Below are 15,711 nucleotides of genomic sequence, written 5' to 3' on the forward strand. Positions count from 1 at the left end.
TTTTACTGTCTTGAAGTTATGAACAACACAACTTACAAAAACAGTATAATTAAAAAAAATCAATGTATCATCCCCAGAAAATCCTGTTCGGATATTATCGGAACCCCCAAACTCTCGGCTTTGGTTCTTTTACTCGGCCCCATTTTATCACCGGCCACCAGAAAGGAGGTTTTAGATGATATGGAGGACCCTACCTTGCCCCCATTATCCTCAATCATTTTTTTGAGATCATTCCTACTAATGGCCTCAAAAACCCCTGAAACGACAAAGGTCTTTCCCTTCAGTAATTCGGTCTGGTTCAACAACTTATCGGCGGACAATTCAAATTGTAGTCCATAACTCCTTAACCGTGAAATGATTTCCAAATTTCTCTCGTTTTGGAAAAAATCGACCACACTTTGTGCGATACGCTCCCCGATTTCATCAACAGCCATCAAACTTTCAACCGAAGCCGCCATTAAAGCATCAATATTTTTAAAGGCTTTCGCCAGCTTTTTAGCGACCGTTTCACCCACAAATCGAATTCCCAAGGCAAACAAAACACGTTCAAAAGGAATATTGACCGATTCCGCCACCCCTTTCACTAAGTTCTCTGCAGATTTATCGGCCATACGTTCCAAAGGCATTACCTGCTCTTTGGTTAAAACATAGAGGTCGGCATAATTTCGAATTAGGCCTTCCTTAAAAAGAAGTTCAACGGTTTCTCCACCAAGACCTTCAATATCCATGGCCTTACGGGATATAAAATGCTGTATACGCCCTGTGATTTGGGTAGGACAACCATAAAAATTGGTACAATAATGCTTGGCATCCCCTTCTGTACGCACCAATTCGGTACCACATTCAGGGCAATGGGTGATATATTTTGTTGGTTTTGAATTGGCGGGTCTTAAGGCAAGGTCGACCCCAACGATCTTCGGAATGATCTCTCCCCCTTTTTCCACAAAAACGGTATCCCCTTCCCGTATATCCAATTTTTCAATTTGGTCGGCATTATGCAAGGAGGCCCTTTTCACGGTCGTTCCGGCCAATAATACCGGTTCAAGATTGGCCACTGGGGTAATCGCCCCAGTACGGCCCACCTGATACGTAATTTCCCTTAAAATAGTGGAAACCTGTTCGGCCTTAAACTTATAGGCCATAGCCCATCGTGGTGATTTGGCCGTATATCCCAATTCCTCTTGGTGTTGAATACTGTTCACTTTTACGACAACACCATCGGTCTCATAAGGCAGACTGTGCCGTTTAACATCCCAGGCATCGATAAAGGCCATTACCTCGTCGGTACTTTTGCACAATTGGGCAATCGTAGGCACCTTAAAACCCCACTCCCTTGCTTTTTGCAACATTCCATACTGGGACGTTATGCCCGTATTTTCCCCTACGATTCCATAGAGTAGGCAATCCAAAGGACGTTGGGCCACCATAGCGCTGTCTTGCAATTTCAGGCTTCCCGAGGCCGTATTCCTTGGATTCATATAGGGGTCTTCCCCTGCTGCAATACGTTCCTCGTTCATTTTTGCAAAACCATCCAAAGGCAAAATAATCTCTCCGCGAATATCGAATTTGGGAGGATAATCCCCCTTGAGTTGTAGGGGTACCGAACGAATGGTCTTTATATTGGTGGTTACATCATCCCCCTGAAATCCATCACCCCGGGTAACTGCTTTAACGAGTTTACCTTCTTCGTAGGTAAGACTAATCGATGCCCCATCATATTTTAACTCACAGGTAAACTCGACCTCGGCATCGCCTAAAATACGCTGTATACGTTTCTCCCAATCTTCCAAATCCTCTTTGGAATAGGAGTTGTCCAAGGAATACATGCGTTGTTCATGGACCACGGTATTGAAATTCTTTGTGATACCTCCGCCAACACGCAATGTTGGTGATGTCGGATCATAAAACTCCGGATACTTGGCTTCCAATTCCTGAAGTTCCTTCAGCTTCATATCGAATTCAAAATCCGAAATCGTAGGATTATCCAGAACATAGTAATTATGGTTATGCTCCCTCAATTCTTGGCGTAGTGCCTGTATTTTCTCTTTAATATTCATTTATAATCGATCTTTATCAATCCATTTTGGCAACACCACTGCCTTATAGTTTTCCATTTGTTGCAATAGTCCGTCAACAGAATCATCAACCAACAACATATCATAATTTTCCTTTTTCAGAAAGCCTTGACCCACCATTTTCAGTAACATCGCTAATAAATCATCATAAAATCCATTAATGTTTAAGATACCAATTGGTTTTTGATGCAGGCCGATTTGGGCCCAGGTAATCATCTCAAACAATTCCTCCAAGGTTCCATATCCCCCTGGAAGGGCAATAATACCATCGGATAATCCATGCATTTTAAGTTTGCGTTCATGCATGTCCTCTGTGACAATCAACTTGGAAAGGCCGGTATGGAACACTTCCTTTATTTTTAGAAAATCAGGGATCACCCCTATGACCTCTCCACGGAACTTCAAGGCTCCTTCCGCAACCTTACCCATAACCCCAATTTTAGCCGCTCCATAGACCAACGTGATCCCACGCTCAGCCAACGTACTTCCTAAATCCTCGGCAACTTTCAATATCCTTAAGTCGTTCCCTTCACTACTCCCGCAAAATACCACGATGCTATTTAATCGCATAATACCACTATTTGTTGATTTTTGCCCTCAACATCCGTTCCTTTCCAAATATATCCTTTCTAAGTTCAATATTGGAAAATCCGTTTTCCAAAAGAGCTTTTGTTTCCTCTCCCAGATATTGGTTTATTTCAAAATATAAAGAGCCACCCTTCTTTAAGTTTGCTTTTGCAAATTCCGTTATTCTTCGATAAAAAACCAATGGATCATCATCAGAAACGAACAATGCGATTTCAGGTTCGTTTTCAATTACGTTGGAGCTCATAAGTTCTTTCTCCAACACCCTGACATAAGGCGGATTGGAGACTATAATATCGAATTTTTCTTTAAGGGATTCCGTTTTCAGGATATCCGATTGAATACATTCTATTTCAACCTTATTTTTTATTGCATTCAATTCAGCCGTCCTTAACGCTTTTTCCGAAACATCAAGAGCGAATACCTTTGCGTTTTTTAAGGCTTTCGCCAATGAAATCGCGATACATCCACTGCCTGTACCAATATCCAAAACATTCAATGGCATATCGTGATTCGTATGCTCAGCGATGACCCAACGAACCAACTCCTCGGTTTCGGGTCTTGGAATCAGTACATCCTTATTCACGATGAACTCCATATCCATAAAACCGGTAGACCCCAAAATATACTGAATGGGTTTTTCCAAACGCAATTGGCTCAACACTTCAAACAGGGGTTGCTCTTTTTCCTTGGTCAGCGTCAAATTAGGTTGCATCGCCAAAACAAAACGTTCCAAATCCAAGAAATGTGAAATGGCCAGGTAAAAAAAGCTATCCACTTCCTCTTTGGGGTAAATGGGGTCGAGCTCTTTATGATAAATATTCCTAATCTCCCGTAATAGCATAATCTATAGTTGTTTCAACATCCATACGGGACAAGAAAAATGGCCTGTATCACCCATGGGGGCCTCAATATATTCAAATCCGGATTTTACATAGAGTTTTTGGGCATCCTTCATGTATGGCATAGTCTCCAAATAACATTTTTCAAAACCGAATTTTTTGGCGCGGTCTAAGCAAATATCCATCATTGCCGTACCCAAACCCCGTCCTCTGGCCTCTTCTAAAAAGTACATCTTTTGCAACTCACAGACATTCCCGTCGTAATTCGCTAATTGCGCCACCCCCGCAGCGCCGATAAGCCGACCTTGGTCCTCGACCACAAAATACGTGGCCTTGGGCATATCGTAATTCTCGAACATATGGTCCAAGGCCTTATCAGCATAAGCCGTACCCACCTTGGGCACACCCATTTCCAACAAAACCTTCCGAATCAATGAAGCCACTTCCCTATTATCCTTGGGTTCAATTTCACGTATTACGGCTGTTTCCATGATTTATTGATTCAATCTTTTTTAATGTTCTATTTTAGCGGAGTGAAGATACATGAAATATAAATTTATAGGGAATGAAAAAAGTATTTTTCATATTGGTTTTGACCGTACTTGGCCAAAGTTGCACCTTCAACCAAAAACCGGAATTTGTTGGAATCGATAGCGTTTCGGTGAAAGAGGCCAGTACAAATGCGATCACCCTGCTGGCTGAAGCACGCTTTAACAACAAAAACGATTTGGGAGGTACCCTACTTACCGATGAAATCAAGGTTTATGTTGACGGCATTTACTTGGCTACCGTATCTTCAGAGGCCTTTGACGTGCCGGCCAAGGACAATTTTATTGTACCTTTGGTGGTTAATTTACCATTGTCTGAATTGTTTAAAGAGGATAAGGGTAATTTATTCGGTGCCATCTTAAATCAGGTGTTGAACAAGAAAATGAAGGTTGAATTTAAAGGGAACATAACCTACAGACTTGCCGGTTTTTCCTATGATTACGCTGTTGACCATAGTCAAGAAATAACGATACAATAAATGTCGATTGACCCAATATTTATGGAACGCGCCCTGCAATTGGCGAAAAACGGCCTTGGGGTCACGGCACCAAATCCAATGGTAGGGGCGGTAATCGTGCAGGGAAACAGAATCATCGGTGAAGGATATACCAGTGCCTATGGAGGGCCCCATGCCGAGGTCAATGCCATCAATTCCGTTACCGATAAATCCCTTTTGTCAAAATCAACCCTATACGTGACCTTGGAGCCCTGTTCCCATTATGGGAAAACCCCTCCTTGTGCGGATTTAATCGTAAAACATAAGATACCCAATGTTGTTATCGGTACCGTGGACCCCCATGACAAGGTCAAGGGCAAAGGTGTCGCCCGGCTTAAAGAATCCGGTTGCAACGTAACCGTGGGCATACTTGAAGATGCTTGCCGGGAGCATCATAAACGGTTCATGACATTCCATCAAAAGCAACGCCCTTATATTATTTTGAAATGGGCGGAGACAAAAGATGGTTTTATGGCCCCTTTGGCATCAAAAAGAAATGGCAAAACCGAACCCTATTGGATTTCGAACCATTATTCAAGGCAATTGGTGCATAAATGGCGTAGTGAAGAACAGGCTATTTTGGTAGGCACCAATACGGTTACGGAAGACAATCCCAAACTAAATGTGAGGGAATGGTTCGGCAAATCCCCAATTCGTGTAATCCTCGATAGGAATCTAAGGATACAAGGTGAATACCACATCTTCGACCAAAAAGTAAAAACCATCATTTTCACACAGATTGAAGACACTGCCCAATGGAAAAAAGGCGTGGATTATGAGGTCGTCGACTTTTCAGTAAATTTGCCAGAACAAATTTGCCAAGTACTTTACAAACACAACATTACCAGTGTTCTGATCGAAGGGGGAAGCCAAACACTAACTTCCTTCATTTCTGCTGACCTATGGGATGAGACGCGAATATTCAATGGTCCCAATACCTTTGAAAAAGGTCTTAAAGCCCCAAAAATCATGGGCAAAAACCCATGCTTTCTAAATATTGACACTGACATTTTAAACATATATAGGAATGATTAAAAACATCATTTTTGATTTTGGCGATGTCTTCATAAACCTGGACAAGGAGATTATTTTTCGTGAAATCCAAAAATACGATAACGCAAACCTTACACCTGATCTTCTAGACCTAAGTAATGATTTCGAAGTTGGGGCTATTACTTCCGGTGATTTTGTAAAGAAACTACAAATCGCTTTTCCAAGTGCATCATCGCAAGAAATAGTTGCGATTTGGAATGGAATGATATTGGATTTTCCGGAATACAGACTTGAATTCATCGAAAAGTTGGCCCAAGAAAAGACACATCGTCTCTTTCTCCTAAGCAACACCAATGCCCTCCACATTTCCAAGGTAATCGAAACAATGGGAGAGCATAAGTACCATCGCTTTAAAAACTGTTTTGAGCAATTCTATCTTTCGCACGAAATTGAAATGCGAAAACCCAATAAGGACATTTACGGGTTTGTACTTAAAGAGAACGGTTTAAATGCCCCGGAAACCCTTTTTATCGATGATACCCCGGAAAATACCCTGGCTGCCGAACAGTTAGGGATAAAGACCTGGAATATTATCGTTGGAAAAGAGGACGTAATACAATTAAATTCAAGAATATAGATGTTAGACCTAGCATTAAGTGTCCTTTGTTCCAGTTTGATCTTTGTGATTTTCAAACTCTATGAAATCTATAGGATTGAAACCCCATATGCCATCATCACCAATTATGTGGTAGCCTGTTCCGTAGGGTTGTTTTTTTATTCGGGCGAAGTGAAACCCTTGGAAATTGCTGAACAACCTTGGTTTCTCGGAACCCTTCTCTTAGGTGTGTTATTCATCGTCGTGTTTAATTTAATGGCTAAGACCTCACAGACGGTAGGGGTTTCAGTTGCATCCGTGGCCACCAAAATGTCATTGGTGATTCCCGTAATTTTCGGGATACTGGTTTATAAGGAAACCCTAGGATTTTTGAAAGTCGTAGGAATACTTTTAGCATTGGCTGCCGTATATTTTGCTTCCATCAAGAAGAAGGAAATCAAATTCGAAAGATCGTCCTTGCTTTTGCCCATTTTGGTTTTCCTGGGATCTGGAATTATAGATACCAGTATCAAATACGTTCAGGAAACCAAAATCAAGGAAAATGAATTCCCCCTGTTTTCAGCCACCGTTTTTGCGGCTGCCGCTTTCGTGGGACTATTCTTTATAATCTTCAAAGCCTTTAAAACCCCTTTAAAAATAAACGTTAAGAATATTCTAGGTGGAATTGCCTTAGGGGTACCCAACTATTTCTCCATATACTATTTGTTACGGGCATTACAAAACCCAACTTTGAATAGCGCATCGGTCTTTACGATCAATAATGTTGCCATTGTAATGTTATCGACCCTTTTAGGCATTGTCCTATTTAAAGAACAGATAAGTCCAAAAAACTGGGGAGGTATAGTCTTGGCTATTATAAGTATCATTCTCGTTGCTGTATTCTAATGGAAAATACCGATTGTTACAAAACTTTATCCAAACCTTCAAAAGAAGTTCTTTTTAAAGAGAAAAAGAGCAAATTTTATGGTTACGCCTACCCGTTGGAATCCGAGGACGAGGTGAAACCTTTGATTGAAAAATTAAAAAAACAACACCATACCGCCAATCATGTCTGTTACGCGTGGCAATTGGGTATAAATAACGTTCGGTATCGTGCAAATGACGATGGCGAACCCAACAACTCGGCCGGAATGCCCATTTACGGACAAATACAATCTTTTGAGGTAACCAATGTCCTTGTGGCCGTGGCCCGTATATTTGGTGGCACCAAATTAGGGGTCGGAGGGTTGATTGGCGCCTATAGGACCGCAGCACAAATGGCCCTTGAGGCATCACCTATTGTTGAAAGGACCGAAAAAGCCCATTTCGAGATCAAATTCGGCTATGAAACGATGAACAAGGTAATGCGCATAATCAAACAACACAACCTCGAAATCGTTTCCCAAAAACTCGAAATGGAATGCACCATTCATATTTGTGTACCTAAAAGCCATGCCCAAATGACACAGCAATTATTCCAAGAAAACCATACCATATCCATTACGGAAAGACCGGCTTAAAAACCAATCTTTTCGAGTATATCCGCTGGACACCTGATCGGCTTGTTTTTCTTGGCATCCATAAAGGCCAGTACCGTATCTGCCTCAGCCAATAAATCCCCTTCCCCATTATAGATTTCATAATCAAATTCAATCCTGACCATAGGTTTTTTACGCAGGTAAGTACGCAGGACTATAATGTCGTCATAGTAGGCGGATTTCTTAAAGTTCAGGGAAATAGAGACAACAGGAAGAATAATCCCATTATCCTCCATGGCTTTGTAGGAAATACCGTAGGAACGCAACCATTCCGTCCTCCCCATCTCCAAATACTGCGGGTAATTGCCATGATGTACAACACCCATTTGATCCGTTTCCGCATATCGGACACGAAAAGAAATTTCATGAAAATCCATAATTATTCATCTAAAAATTATATCTTTAAAAGCTACCCTTACGGGCAGCGTAACATGCGAAAAAAAAAGGGTAAAATCAACCCCAAATCATTTTTTTTTTAGGATTTTTGTTCACATATTTGCGAGACCTAAATTACATTACACCAGCTATAAGACCTAGAGCTATAAGTGCTTAAAAACTAACCATAAACAAGAGAATTTTTACAATGAGTGTTACTGCTAATTCCGTCTGGAACAACTGTTTGGCTTTTATCAAAGATAACATCCAACCGCAGGCATTCAAAACTTGGTTTGAACCCATAAAACCTGTAAAATTATCAGATAATGCTTTAAGTATCCAGGTGCCCAGCAAATTTTTCTATGAGTGGCTGGAGGAGCACTATGTGAAGCTCTTAAAAGTTGCCCTTACCAAGGAATTGGGTGAAACCGCCAAACTTGTATACATCATAAGGATGGAGAACACCTATGGCAACCGTGAACCGTTTACAGAAAAAATACCCAGTTCAAACCGGGGCAATATGGGACCACAGGAAATGGATGTCCCTATTAAATCAAAAAATCCGGAACTTAGGAATCCTTTTGTCATTCCCGGAATTCGAAATATAAAAATCGAATCCCAATTGAATCCGAATTACAATTTCGATAATTTCCTTGAAGGCGACTCTAACCGTTTGGCCCGTTCGGCCGGGATGGCAGTAGCGAACAAACCTGGGGGAACCTCGTTTAATCCGTTATTGGTTTTTGGTGGGGTTGGTTTGGGCAAGACCCACTTGGCACATGCCATAGGTGTTGAGATAAAGGATAAATACCCAGACCGTACGGTTTTGTACATATCCGCGGAAAAATTCACCCAGCAGTATATTGAATCCGTAAAGAAAAATACACGAAACGATTTTATACATTTTTATCAATTGATAGATGTGCTCATTATCGATGATGTTCAATTCCTATCCGGAAAATCGGGCACCCAGGATGTATTCTTCCACATATTCAATCATTTGCACCAAAACGGGAAACAAGTGATCCTAACATCGGACAAGGCACCTGTTGACATGCAGGATATTGAACAGCGATTGCTTTCGAGATTCAAATGGGGATTATCGGCCGAATTGCAAAATCCTGATTACGAAACAAGGATTTCCATCTTAAAGAACAAATTGTATCGCGATGGTGTTGAAATGCCTGAAGATATCATCGATTATGTTGCCAAACATATCAAAACCAATATTCGAGAGTTGGAAGGCGCCATTATATCCTTGATAGCGCAATCCTCATTCAACAAGAAAGAGGTTACCTTGGAATTGGCACAACAAGTAGTCGAAAAATTCGTCAAGAATACCAAACGCGAAGTCTCTATAGATTATATCCAAAAAGTAGTTTCCGATTACTTTGAAATGGATGTGGCCACCCTTCAATCCAAAACAAGAAAAAGACATATCGTCCAAGCTAGGCAACTGGCTATGTTCTTCGCCAAAAAATTCACCAAGGCTTCCTTGGCAAGTATTGGCTCACAAATTGGAAAAAGGGACCATGCCACTGTTCTCCATGCCTGTAAAACGGTTGACAACCTTGCTGAAACCGACAAGCAATTCCGGAAATACATTGAGGATCTAACCAAGAAACTTTCTTAACTTATTTTAATGGCTATAAAGGTTTTAATGGTCTGCCTTGGAAATATCTGCAGGTCACCATTGGCCGAAGGAATTCTCCAAAACAAGGTCGATAGTGATGAAATCCATGTAGATTCCGCCGGAACAGGAGGCTATCATATTGGCAGCAAACCTGACCCTCGAAGTATCGAGGTTGGTAAAAGACACAGTATCGATATCAGCCATCAACGCTGCCGACAATTCACGACAGCCGATTTTGATGCGTTTGATGTCATTTATGCGATGGATAGGAGCAATTACAGAAACATCATTGCCCTTGCCCAAAATGAACACCACAAAAACAAAGTCAAGTTATTGTTGGAAGCATTGGATACCAGTACCATGGAAGTGCCGGACCCCTATTACGATGACGATGGTTTTGAACATGTTTTTCACCTTATAGACGAAGCCTGCACAGTCATTGCAAAAAAGCTGGACAATAAGTAAGCACACCTGAATGGATAGCAACAACAGTACAAAAGGAAAACTTTATTTGATCCCCACCACTTTAGGGGACAACGAGCCATTGGAAGTATTGCCCATTTCCATAAAAAGGGTGATTGAAGCCGTTGACCACTATATTGTGGAAAACGAAAAATCGGCCAGACGGTTCATCAAAAAAATATCCCCTAGAAAATCGCAACCCGGATTGCATATCGAAGTGCTCAACAAATATACCGAAGCGGAAAGCCTTCCTACTTTTTTACAACCATGCCTTGAAGGCCTTAATGTTGGGATTATCTCCGAAGCCGGTTGCCCCGGTATTGCCGACCCCGGTGCCGATGTGGTGCGTATTGCCCATCAAAAGAACATACAGGTGGTTCCCCTAGTAGGACCCTCATCCATTGTATTGGCTTTAATGTCCAGCGGAATGAACGGACAGAATTTCGCATTTAACGGCTACCTCCCAATTGATTCGGTAGATCGAAAAAAAACCATCAAATCGCTTGAAAAAAAATCGAGGGATATAAAACAGTCCCAAATTTTCATTGAAACCCCGTATCGGAATGATAAATTGTTCAAAGAACTTTTGGCCTCCCTTTCGAACAGCACTCGATTGTGTATTGCTTGTGACATTACACTCAATACGGAATTCATTCAAACCAAAAGTATCTCGGACTGGAAAAAATCAAATGTGGACTTAAACAAAAGACCTGCTATTTTCATTATTCAGGCTTAAACAAATAAACCCCGACGTTTCCGTCGGGGCCTACCATTTTCATATACATATAAAACCTTACACTTTTGGGTTACGTTTTGGCAATACCAATGAAATATCGTATCCCGAGAATTTCTTTAAATAATTTACAATGGTTGAACCATAAGCATCCTTAAAATTGATTTTTCCATAAGAACGCAAGTATTTCATTACATTTCCTGGTCCAGCCAAATGGGCCGCGGCCAACATTCCAGATTCGGTGATCTCAACACCTTTAATCCGTTTGCCTACAAACTTCTTAATATCCCTCCGCATAATCCATTTATTACGGGCAATATTGGTCTCAAATGCCTTTTCCTGCAATATAGGATCATTAAGGAATACTGAGGAGTTGAAAACACCCATTAATTCTAAGGTGTTAATACCAAACTGGTACTTACCTAAATACCCAAGGGTATTCGTTGCAAAATAATTCCCTGACGATTCTTTAAACGCCAAGGCTTCTTTAAAACCATGGAATGTACTGCCTAAAAAAGGCGGGGTTTCCAAGGTTGGAGCCAAAACAGTTTCGTTTTTGGGAAACAAAACTTCAGTAGGTTCATTGACTTTTAAAGTTCTTGGGACAGTCGTATCTGACGACAAACCACTAAAACTTACAAAAATCAACAGCATGATAAGAGAACTAAAAAAGAATATACATCTTCTCATATCTCTGTTTTCTTAAGACTTACTACCAAAAAGGGTATGCTTAAATTTCACTTTGCAAAGATATGGCGCTTATAACGAGAAGGTCAGAAGGCTTTGTTAAAAATCCCTTTTATTAGTTAACAAGTCCTTAATTTTCGTTTATTTACCTATCTATTAATGTTTTGGCTATTGATCCATCGGACGTACTGCGCTTTATTTCGGTTATGTTGCGCAAGGGTTTTTGCGAATTTGTGATATCCAAAATTTTCAACATTGGCCACAAAATAATAATAATCGTGCTTTTCTGGATTCAAAACAGCATCGATTGCCGATATATCGGGCATGGTGATTGGTCCAGGGGGTATTCCGGCATATTTATAGGTGTTGTAGGGTGAATCCAGCTCCAGATCTTTATACAATACCCGTTTGATAACCGTATCAAAATTTCCTGTATGTTTTTTCAGCGCATAAATAACGGTTGGGTCGGCCTGCAATTTGATGTTCTTTCTTATCCTGTTCAAATACACACCTGCCACTCTAGGCCGCTCCTCAACCTTAGCCGTCTCTTTATGCACGATCGATGCCAAGGATACAACCTCAGTCGGAGATAACCGCAAAGCTTTGGCCTTGGCCCTTCTTTCTTCGTTCCAAAAACGATTATACTCCTTCAACATCCGGGCCCTGAATTTTTCCGCCGAAGTATTCCAGAAAAACTCATAGCTGTTCGGGATGAACATCGCAATTTTCGTGGCCTCATTGAAACCATTGCCCTTATAAAAATCGGGGTCGTTCAGAACCTTCAGGAGACTAAGGCTGTCCGGCTCAATTTGGGAAGCAATCCTACCGGCCAAGCTGGCCAAGGTCTCTTGATTATTGAATGACACCTTAACAGGAATATTGTTACTTCTCAATGAATTTATGATATCATTGTTGCTCATTCCCTTCGTAATGGCATATTTACCTCCTTTTACATTTGAAGCGTAACCTTTTCGCTCGGCAACCTGAACAAATGTATTGGTATCTTTTAGCAAGGGGTCCAACAACTGGCTTACATCATTAATGGTAGCCCCAGTGGGTACGTAGAGAAAAGCCTCCTCATTGTTGAACTTGGTATTGGAAGAAAACACCGCGTCGTAGACCTTATAAGCAAAAACACCCCCTATAATAAGCCCCAAAACAACCAGTAGCAATAAAATCTTTCTTATATACATTATACAGTGATCTTTTGTAGTAACATTTCATTTTTAAACGTGCCATTGGAAAAAATCCAATCTTTTTTCAAGCCAACCGCTATAAATCCCATTTTTTTGAACAGGTGAAGACTGGCCAAGTTTTCTTCCATGACATTTGCATACAATTGCCTAAGTCCCAAAACCTTAAAAACATAATCACACAAAAGAGAGAGGGCTTCCGCTCCAATTCCCTTATTCCTGTGTTTGTGCTCCAAAACCACGATCCCCACTCCTGCCCTCTTGTTTTGAGGGTCAAAATCGAATAAATCGATAAACCCTACAACCTTATCCGTTGTAGCAATACATAATCGCAATTGCTTTACATCATAGATATCCCTATGGGCATTATCCAAATACTGTTTTAAGACATGTTTGGAATAAGGTGTGGTAGTGCCACTGATCTCCCAAATATCCGTATTGTTCTCCAGTTCATAGAGAAAATCCAGATCAGAAGGCTCTAGGGCCCTTAGATGGATATTTTTTCCTTGAAGATTCAACATTTGACCTCCCCTTTAAAAACTTGAGTTGCGGGACCTTTTAGATGTACGTTTGAATACCCTTTGGCATCGACCGAGAACCTTACTTGCAATTTACCACCTTGGGCCTCGATATTTACGACATCGGAAGATACCTTGCCTGACTTGTGCATTGCAATAGCCACAGCGGTAACACCTGTACCACAGGAAAGGGTCTCGTCCTCGACTCCACGTTCATACGTTCTCACTGCAAAAGTACCTTCTCCCAAAGGTTCCACAAAATTGATGTTACTCCCTTTTTGTCCATAGACCCCATATCGCAATTTGGAACCTTCCTTAAAGACATCAAAATCCTGAAGCCCCTTTACCAACTGAACATGATGTGGTGATCCCGTATTCAGGAAATAAGCATTGGGTTTTTCACTAATATCGGTAACGTCCCCCATTTGGAGTTCCACGATATCCCCTTTTATGGTTGCGGAATGCACTCCATCAACAGCATTGAATTTCGCCTCTGTGGAAATAACGCCCAGAAATTTTGCGAAAGCAACCAAGCAGCGACCGCCATTTCCACACATTGACCCTTCTTTACCATCGGCATTATAATACACCATGTTAAAGTCCATGGTCGCATCTTCCTCTAAGAGGATAAGTCCATCAGCCCCTATCCCAAATCTTCTATCACACAGCCAAGCCACCAATTTTATATCATCTTTAGGGAAGCTATTGTCCCTATTATCGATCATCACAAAATCATTTCCCGTGCCTTGGTATTTATAAAATGTAAGTACCCTATTCATTTCCATGGCCCAAATATAATGTAATTTTAAGGGTTTTTTAGCAGTTAAAAAGTAGTTAAACCCTAAAGGCAAGATCTTTAATTCTCTTAATTTTACCTTGAATTTAAGACCTAAGGACAATAATAAATAAAAATTACATTTACGTATGAAAAAAATCGGAGGCTCATTACTTATAGCACTTTTTGCTGGGGCCATTACATTAGGCGCTTATAAATTATTTTTTGAAAGAACAAATTATGCCGTAGTATCGGACGATAATCCTTCATCGATAATCAATTCAAGCTTTTCACCTACATCAGCAAAAGGGGCTGGGATCAATGAAGTCGATTTCACATCGGCTGCCGAGACCACAGTAAATGCCGTTGTACACGTTAAAAACGTAACCATAAGCAGGGGACCTTCTAGTTTAATGGAGTTCTTTTACGGTTATGAAGGCAACCAGAAAGCCCAGATCGGTACAGGGTCAGGGGTTATCATCTCCCCTGACGGACATATCGTAACGAACAATCACGTTATTAAAGGTGCCAGTCAATTACAAGTCACCCTGAACAACAATAAAACGTACGAGGCCGAATTGGTGGGTACAGACCCGAATTCCGATATCGCCCTATTGAAGATAGATGCAAAAAGACCCTTGCCTTACTTGGCCTTTGGGGATTCTGACCATGTAAAAGTTGGGGAGTGGGTATTGGCTGTGGGCAATCCCTTTAATTTGACTTCAACAGTAACCGCCGGTATTGTCAGTGCCAAGGCACGGGCATTAATGAGCAACGACCAATCCTTTATCCAAACCGATGCCGCAGTGAACCCAGGCAACAGTGGTGGGGCATTGGTGAACACCAATGGGGATCTCATTGGGATCAACACCGCAATTTCATCCCAAACAGGTTCTTATGTTGGGTATTCCTTTGCCGTACCCAGTAATATCGCAAAAAAAGTTATCGATGATATAATGGAATTCGGAAGTGTCCAGAAAGGGGTTTTGGGAATCAAAACCGTTTCCATCAACACTCCCTATGCCATTGAAAAAGGAATCAATGAAATTGACGGAGTGTATATTGAAGGTGTCGAGGAAGAATCGGGAGCCGACGAGGCCGATCTAAAGGCAGGGGACATCATTAAGGCCGTAGACCAAATAGAAGTGCATAAATTTGCCGACCTAACCGGATATCTGTCCACCAAAAGACCAGGTGATGAAATCGAGGTAACCATTGACAGGGAGGGTGAAGAACTCATTCTTCCCGTGACCATCAAAGAGCGACAGACTTTATTCGTACCGGTCATGGGCCTTGAAGTAAAAAACTTGACCGATAAGGATAGGAAAGCCTTCAAGACCAAAAAAGGTGTGAAAATTGTTGGGGTTCCAGAAACCTACCGTGGATATGGTTTGGATGGTAAAGTTCTTCTTTCTGTAGACAATGAAGAAATCAACAACATCCAAGAAGCCAAAACACTCTTTGGCCGAATTTCAAGATATGGAAAAACGAGTATTACCATGATCAACAAAAAAGGGGAAAGAGAGCGACTTATCTTTCAATAATACTTGAAAAACACAATGGATTAAAACACCTTGACAATCGTCAAGGTGTTTTTTTTTGATACTAAGAAACATTCCTAAAACGTTTGAAATATTTATTTTTGGGTAAAACTACAACGCA

18 protein-coding genes are annotated in these 15,711 nt (G+C 41.1%); 9 read left to right on the plus strand and 9 right to left on the minus strand.

Annotated features, from left to right (window positions below):
• Positions 1-59: 59 nt before the first annotated feature.
• Genes ligA through LX92_RS10430 form a run of 4 tightly spaced genes read right to left on the minus strand, consistent with a single transcriptional unit; the run spans position 60 to position 3,993 of the window.
• Entirely contained in the window at positions 60-2,057 is a 1,998-nt protein-coding gene (gene ligA / locus LX92_RS10415) for an NAD-dependent DNA ligase LigA (protein WP_109650244.1), read from the minus strand.
• Positions 2,058-2,645: an LOG family protein gene (locus LX92_RS10420; RefSeq protein WP_109650245.1), complete on the minus strand. Its 588-nt coding sequence runs from the start codon at positions 2,643-2,645 to the stop codon at positions 2,058-2,060.
• Positions 2,646-2,652: 7 nt separating this feature from the next.
• On the minus strand, positions 2,653-3,504 hold the full coding sequence (prmC, locus tag LX92_RS10425; RefSeq protein WP_109650246.1) for a peptide chain release factor N(5)-glutamine methyltransferase: 852 nt from the start codon (positions 3,502-3,504) through the stop codon (positions 2,653-2,655).
• Between the two features lie 3 nt (positions 3,505-3,507).
• Positions 3,508-3,993: a GNAT family N-acetyltransferase gene (locus tag LX92_RS10430; protein ID WP_109650247.1), complete on the minus strand. Its 486-nt coding sequence runs from the start codon at positions 3,991-3,993 to the stop codon at positions 3,508-3,510.
• A gap of 74 nt (positions 3,994-4,067) precedes the next feature.
• On the opposite strand from LX92_RS10430, the gene LX92_RS10435 reads away from it, so the two are divergent.
• Genes LX92_RS10435 through LX92_RS10455 form a run of 5 tightly spaced genes read left to right on the plus strand, consistent with a single transcriptional unit; the run spans position 4,068 to position 7,655 of the window.
• Complete coding sequence (locus LX92_RS10435; RefSeq protein ID WP_109650248.1) at positions 4,068-4,529, plus strand: hypothetical protein; 462 nt, start codon at positions 4,068-4,070, stop codon at positions 4,527-4,529.
• 21 nt (positions 4,530-4,550) lie between these two features.
• A complete protein-coding gene (gene ribD / locus LX92_RS10440) occupies positions 4,551-5,582 on the plus strand; it encodes a bifunctional diaminohydroxyphosphoribosylaminopyrimidine deaminase/5-amino-6-(5-phosphoribosylamino)uracil reductase RibD (RefSeq protein WP_244915931.1) in 1,032 nt (343 codons plus the stop codon).
• Positions 5,575-6,177 carry an HAD family hydrolase gene (locus LX92_RS10445; RefSeq protein WP_109650251.1) on the plus strand — a complete coding sequence of 201 codons (603 nt, stop codon included), beginning with the start codon at positions 5,575-5,577 and terminating at the stop codon, positions 6,175-6,177. The genes ribD and LX92_RS10445 overlap by 8 nt, the downstream gene beginning before the upstream one ends.
• A complete protein-coding gene (locus LX92_RS10450; RefSeq protein WP_109650253.1) occupies positions 6,178-7,041 on the plus strand; it encodes a DMT family transporter in 864 nt (287 codons plus the stop codon). It begins immediately after the preceding gene.
• On the plus strand, positions 7,041-7,655 hold the full coding sequence (locus LX92_RS10455) for an IMPACT family protein (RefSeq protein WP_109650255.1): 615 nt from the start codon (positions 7,041-7,043) through the stop codon (positions 7,653-7,655). Before LX92_RS10450 ends, LX92_RS10455 begins: the two co-directional genes overlap by 1 nt.
• On the opposite strand, the gene LX92_RS10460 is transcribed toward LX92_RS10455, so the two are convergent.
• Entirely contained in the window at positions 7,652-8,050 is a 399-nt protein-coding gene (locus tag LX92_RS10460; protein WP_109650257.1) for an acyl-CoA thioesterase, read from the minus strand. The two genes, LX92_RS10455 and LX92_RS10460, sit on opposite strands and share 4 nt — an antisense overlap.
• Before the next feature lie 206 nt (positions 8,051-8,256).
• Here LX92_RS10460 and dnaA point away from each other — a divergent pair, with 206 nt between their 5' ends.
• The 3 genes from dnaA to LX92_RS10475 are packed head-to-tail and all read left to right on the plus strand — an operon-like array spanning position 8,257 to position 10,879.
• Positions 8,257-9,681, plus strand: coding sequence for a chromosomal replication initiator protein DnaA (gene dnaA, locus LX92_RS10465; protein ID WP_109650259.1), 1,425 nt, complete (start codon positions 8,257-8,259; stop codon positions 9,679-9,681).
• A 9-nt stretch (positions 9,682-9,690) separates the two neighbouring features.
• A complete protein-coding gene (locus LX92_RS10470) occupies positions 9,691-10,146 on the plus strand; it encodes a low molecular weight protein-tyrosine-phosphatase (RefSeq protein ID WP_109650261.1) in 456 nt (151 codons plus the stop codon).
• Positions 10,147-10,156: 10 nt separating this feature from the next.
• Complete coding sequence (locus LX92_RS10475; protein WP_109650263.1) at positions 10,157-10,879, plus strand: SAM-dependent methyltransferase; 723 nt, start codon at positions 10,157-10,159, stop codon at positions 10,877-10,879.
• A 57-nt stretch (positions 10,880-10,936) separates the two neighbouring features.
• Here the strand turns inward: LX92_RS10475 and LX92_RS10480 are convergent, their stop codons facing one another.
• The 4 genes from LX92_RS10480 to dapF all read right to left on the minus strand — a co-directional run bounded on the left by LX92_RS10480 (position 10,937) and on the right by dapF (position 14,059).
• Entirely contained in the window at positions 10,937-11,566 is a 630-nt protein-coding gene (locus LX92_RS10480) for a lysozyme family protein (protein WP_170117827.1), read from the minus strand.
• 146 nt (positions 11,567-11,712) lie between these two features.
• Positions 11,713-12,756, minus strand: a complete 1,044-nt coding sequence (gene mltG, locus LX92_RS10485; protein WP_109650267.1) for an endolytic transglycosylase MltG — start codon at positions 12,754-12,756, stop codon at positions 11,713-11,715.
• A complete protein-coding gene (locus LX92_RS10490) occupies positions 12,756-13,277 on the minus strand; it encodes a GNAT family N-acetyltransferase (RefSeq protein WP_109650269.1) in 522 nt (173 codons plus the stop codon). The genes mltG and LX92_RS10490 overlap by 1 nt, the downstream gene beginning before the upstream one ends.
• On the minus strand, positions 13,271-14,059 hold the full coding sequence (gene dapF, locus LX92_RS10495) for a diaminopimelate epimerase (protein ID WP_109650782.1): 789 nt from the start codon (positions 14,057-14,059) through the stop codon (positions 13,271-13,273). The genes LX92_RS10490 and dapF overlap by 7 nt, the downstream gene beginning before the upstream one ends.
• 139 nt (positions 14,060-14,198) lie before the next feature.
• Here dapF and LX92_RS10500 point away from each other — a divergent pair, with 139 nt between their 5' ends.
• Complete coding sequence (locus tag LX92_RS10500; RefSeq protein WP_109650271.1) at positions 14,199-15,593, plus strand: S1C family serine protease; 1,395 nt, start codon at positions 14,199-14,201, stop codon at positions 15,591-15,593.
• Positions 15,594-15,711 lie beyond the last annotated feature (118 nt).

The sequence above is a fragment of the Maribacter polysiphoniae genome (genome assembly GCF_003148665.1).
Classification (GTDB): Bacteria; Bacteroidota; Bacteroidia; order Flavobacteriales; family Flavobacteriaceae; genus Maribacter_A; species Maribacter_A polysiphoniae.

What these genes read in the sequence shown, in the direction of transcription:
- LX92_RS10435 (WP_109650248.1), top strand. Translation starts at nt 4,068, where the DNA reads ATGAAAAAAGTATTTTTCATATTGGTTTTGACCGTACTTGGCCAAAGT.
- dnaA (WP_109650259.1), top strand. Translation starts at nt 8,257, where the DNA reads ATGAGTGTTACTGCTAATTCCGTCTGGAACAACTGTTTGGCTTTTATC.
- LX92_RS10455 (WP_109650255.1), top strand. Translation starts at nt 7,041, where the DNA reads ATGGAAAATACCGATTGTTACAAAACTTTATCCAAACCTTCAAAAGAA.
- prmC (WP_109650246.1), bottom strand. Translation starts at nt 3,504, where the DNA reads ATGCTATTACGGGAGATTAGGAATATTTATCATAAAGAGCTCGACCCC.
- LX92_RS10445 (WP_109650251.1), top strand. Translation starts at nt 5,575, where the DNA reads ATGATTAAAAACATCATTTTTGATTTTGGCGATGTCTTCATAAACCTG.
- dapF (WP_109650782.1), bottom strand. Translation starts at nt 14,059, where the DNA reads ATGGAAATGAATAGGGTACTTACATTTTATAAATACCAAGGCACGGGA.
- LX92_RS10470 (WP_109650261.1), top strand. Translation starts at nt 9,691, where the DNA reads ATGGCTATAAAGGTTTTAATGGTCTGCCTTGGAAATATCTGCAGGTCA.
- LX92_RS10480 (WP_170117827.1), bottom strand. Translation starts at nt 11,566, where the DNA reads ATGAGAAGATGTATATTCTTTTTTAGTTCTCTTATCATGCTGTTGATT.
- LX92_RS10460 (WP_109650257.1), bottom strand. Translation starts at nt 8,050, where the DNA reads ATGGATTTTCATGAAATTTCTTTTCGTGTCCGATATGCGGAAACGGAT.
- LX92_RS10490 (WP_109650269.1), bottom strand. Translation starts at nt 13,277, where the DNA reads ATGTTGAATCTTCAAGGAAAAAATATCCATCTAAGGGCCCTAGAGCCT.
- ribD (WP_244915931.1), top strand. Translation starts at nt 4,551, where the DNA reads ATGGAACGCGCCCTGCAATTGGCGAAAAACGGCCTTGGGGTCACGGCA.
- LX92_RS10475 (WP_109650263.1), top strand. Translation starts at nt 10,157, where the DNA reads ATGGATAGCAACAACAGTACAAAAGGAAAACTTTATTTGATCCCCACC.
- LX92_RS10450 (WP_109650253.1), top strand. Translation starts at nt 6,178, where the DNA reads ATGTTAGACCTAGCATTAAGTGTCCTTTGTTCCAGTTTGATCTTTGTG.
- LX92_RS10420 (WP_109650245.1), bottom strand. Translation starts at nt 2,645, where the DNA reads ATGCGATTAAATAGCATCGTGGTATTTTGCGGGAGTAGTGAAGGGAAC.
- mltG (WP_109650267.1), bottom strand. Translation starts at nt 12,756, where the DNA reads ATGTATATAAGAAAGATTTTATTGCTACTGGTTGTTTTGGGGCTTATT.
- ligA (WP_109650244.1), bottom strand. Translation starts at nt 2,057, where the DNA reads ATGAATATTAAAGAGAAAATACAGGCACTACGCCAAGAATTGAGGGAG.
- LX92_RS10430 (WP_109650247.1), bottom strand. Translation starts at nt 3,993, where the DNA reads ATGGAAACAGCCGTAATACGTGAAATTGAACCCAAGGATAATAGGGAA.
- LX92_RS10500 (WP_109650271.1), top strand. Translation starts at nt 14,199, where the DNA reads ATGAAAAAAATCGGAGGCTCATTACTTATAGCACTTTTTGCTGGGGCC.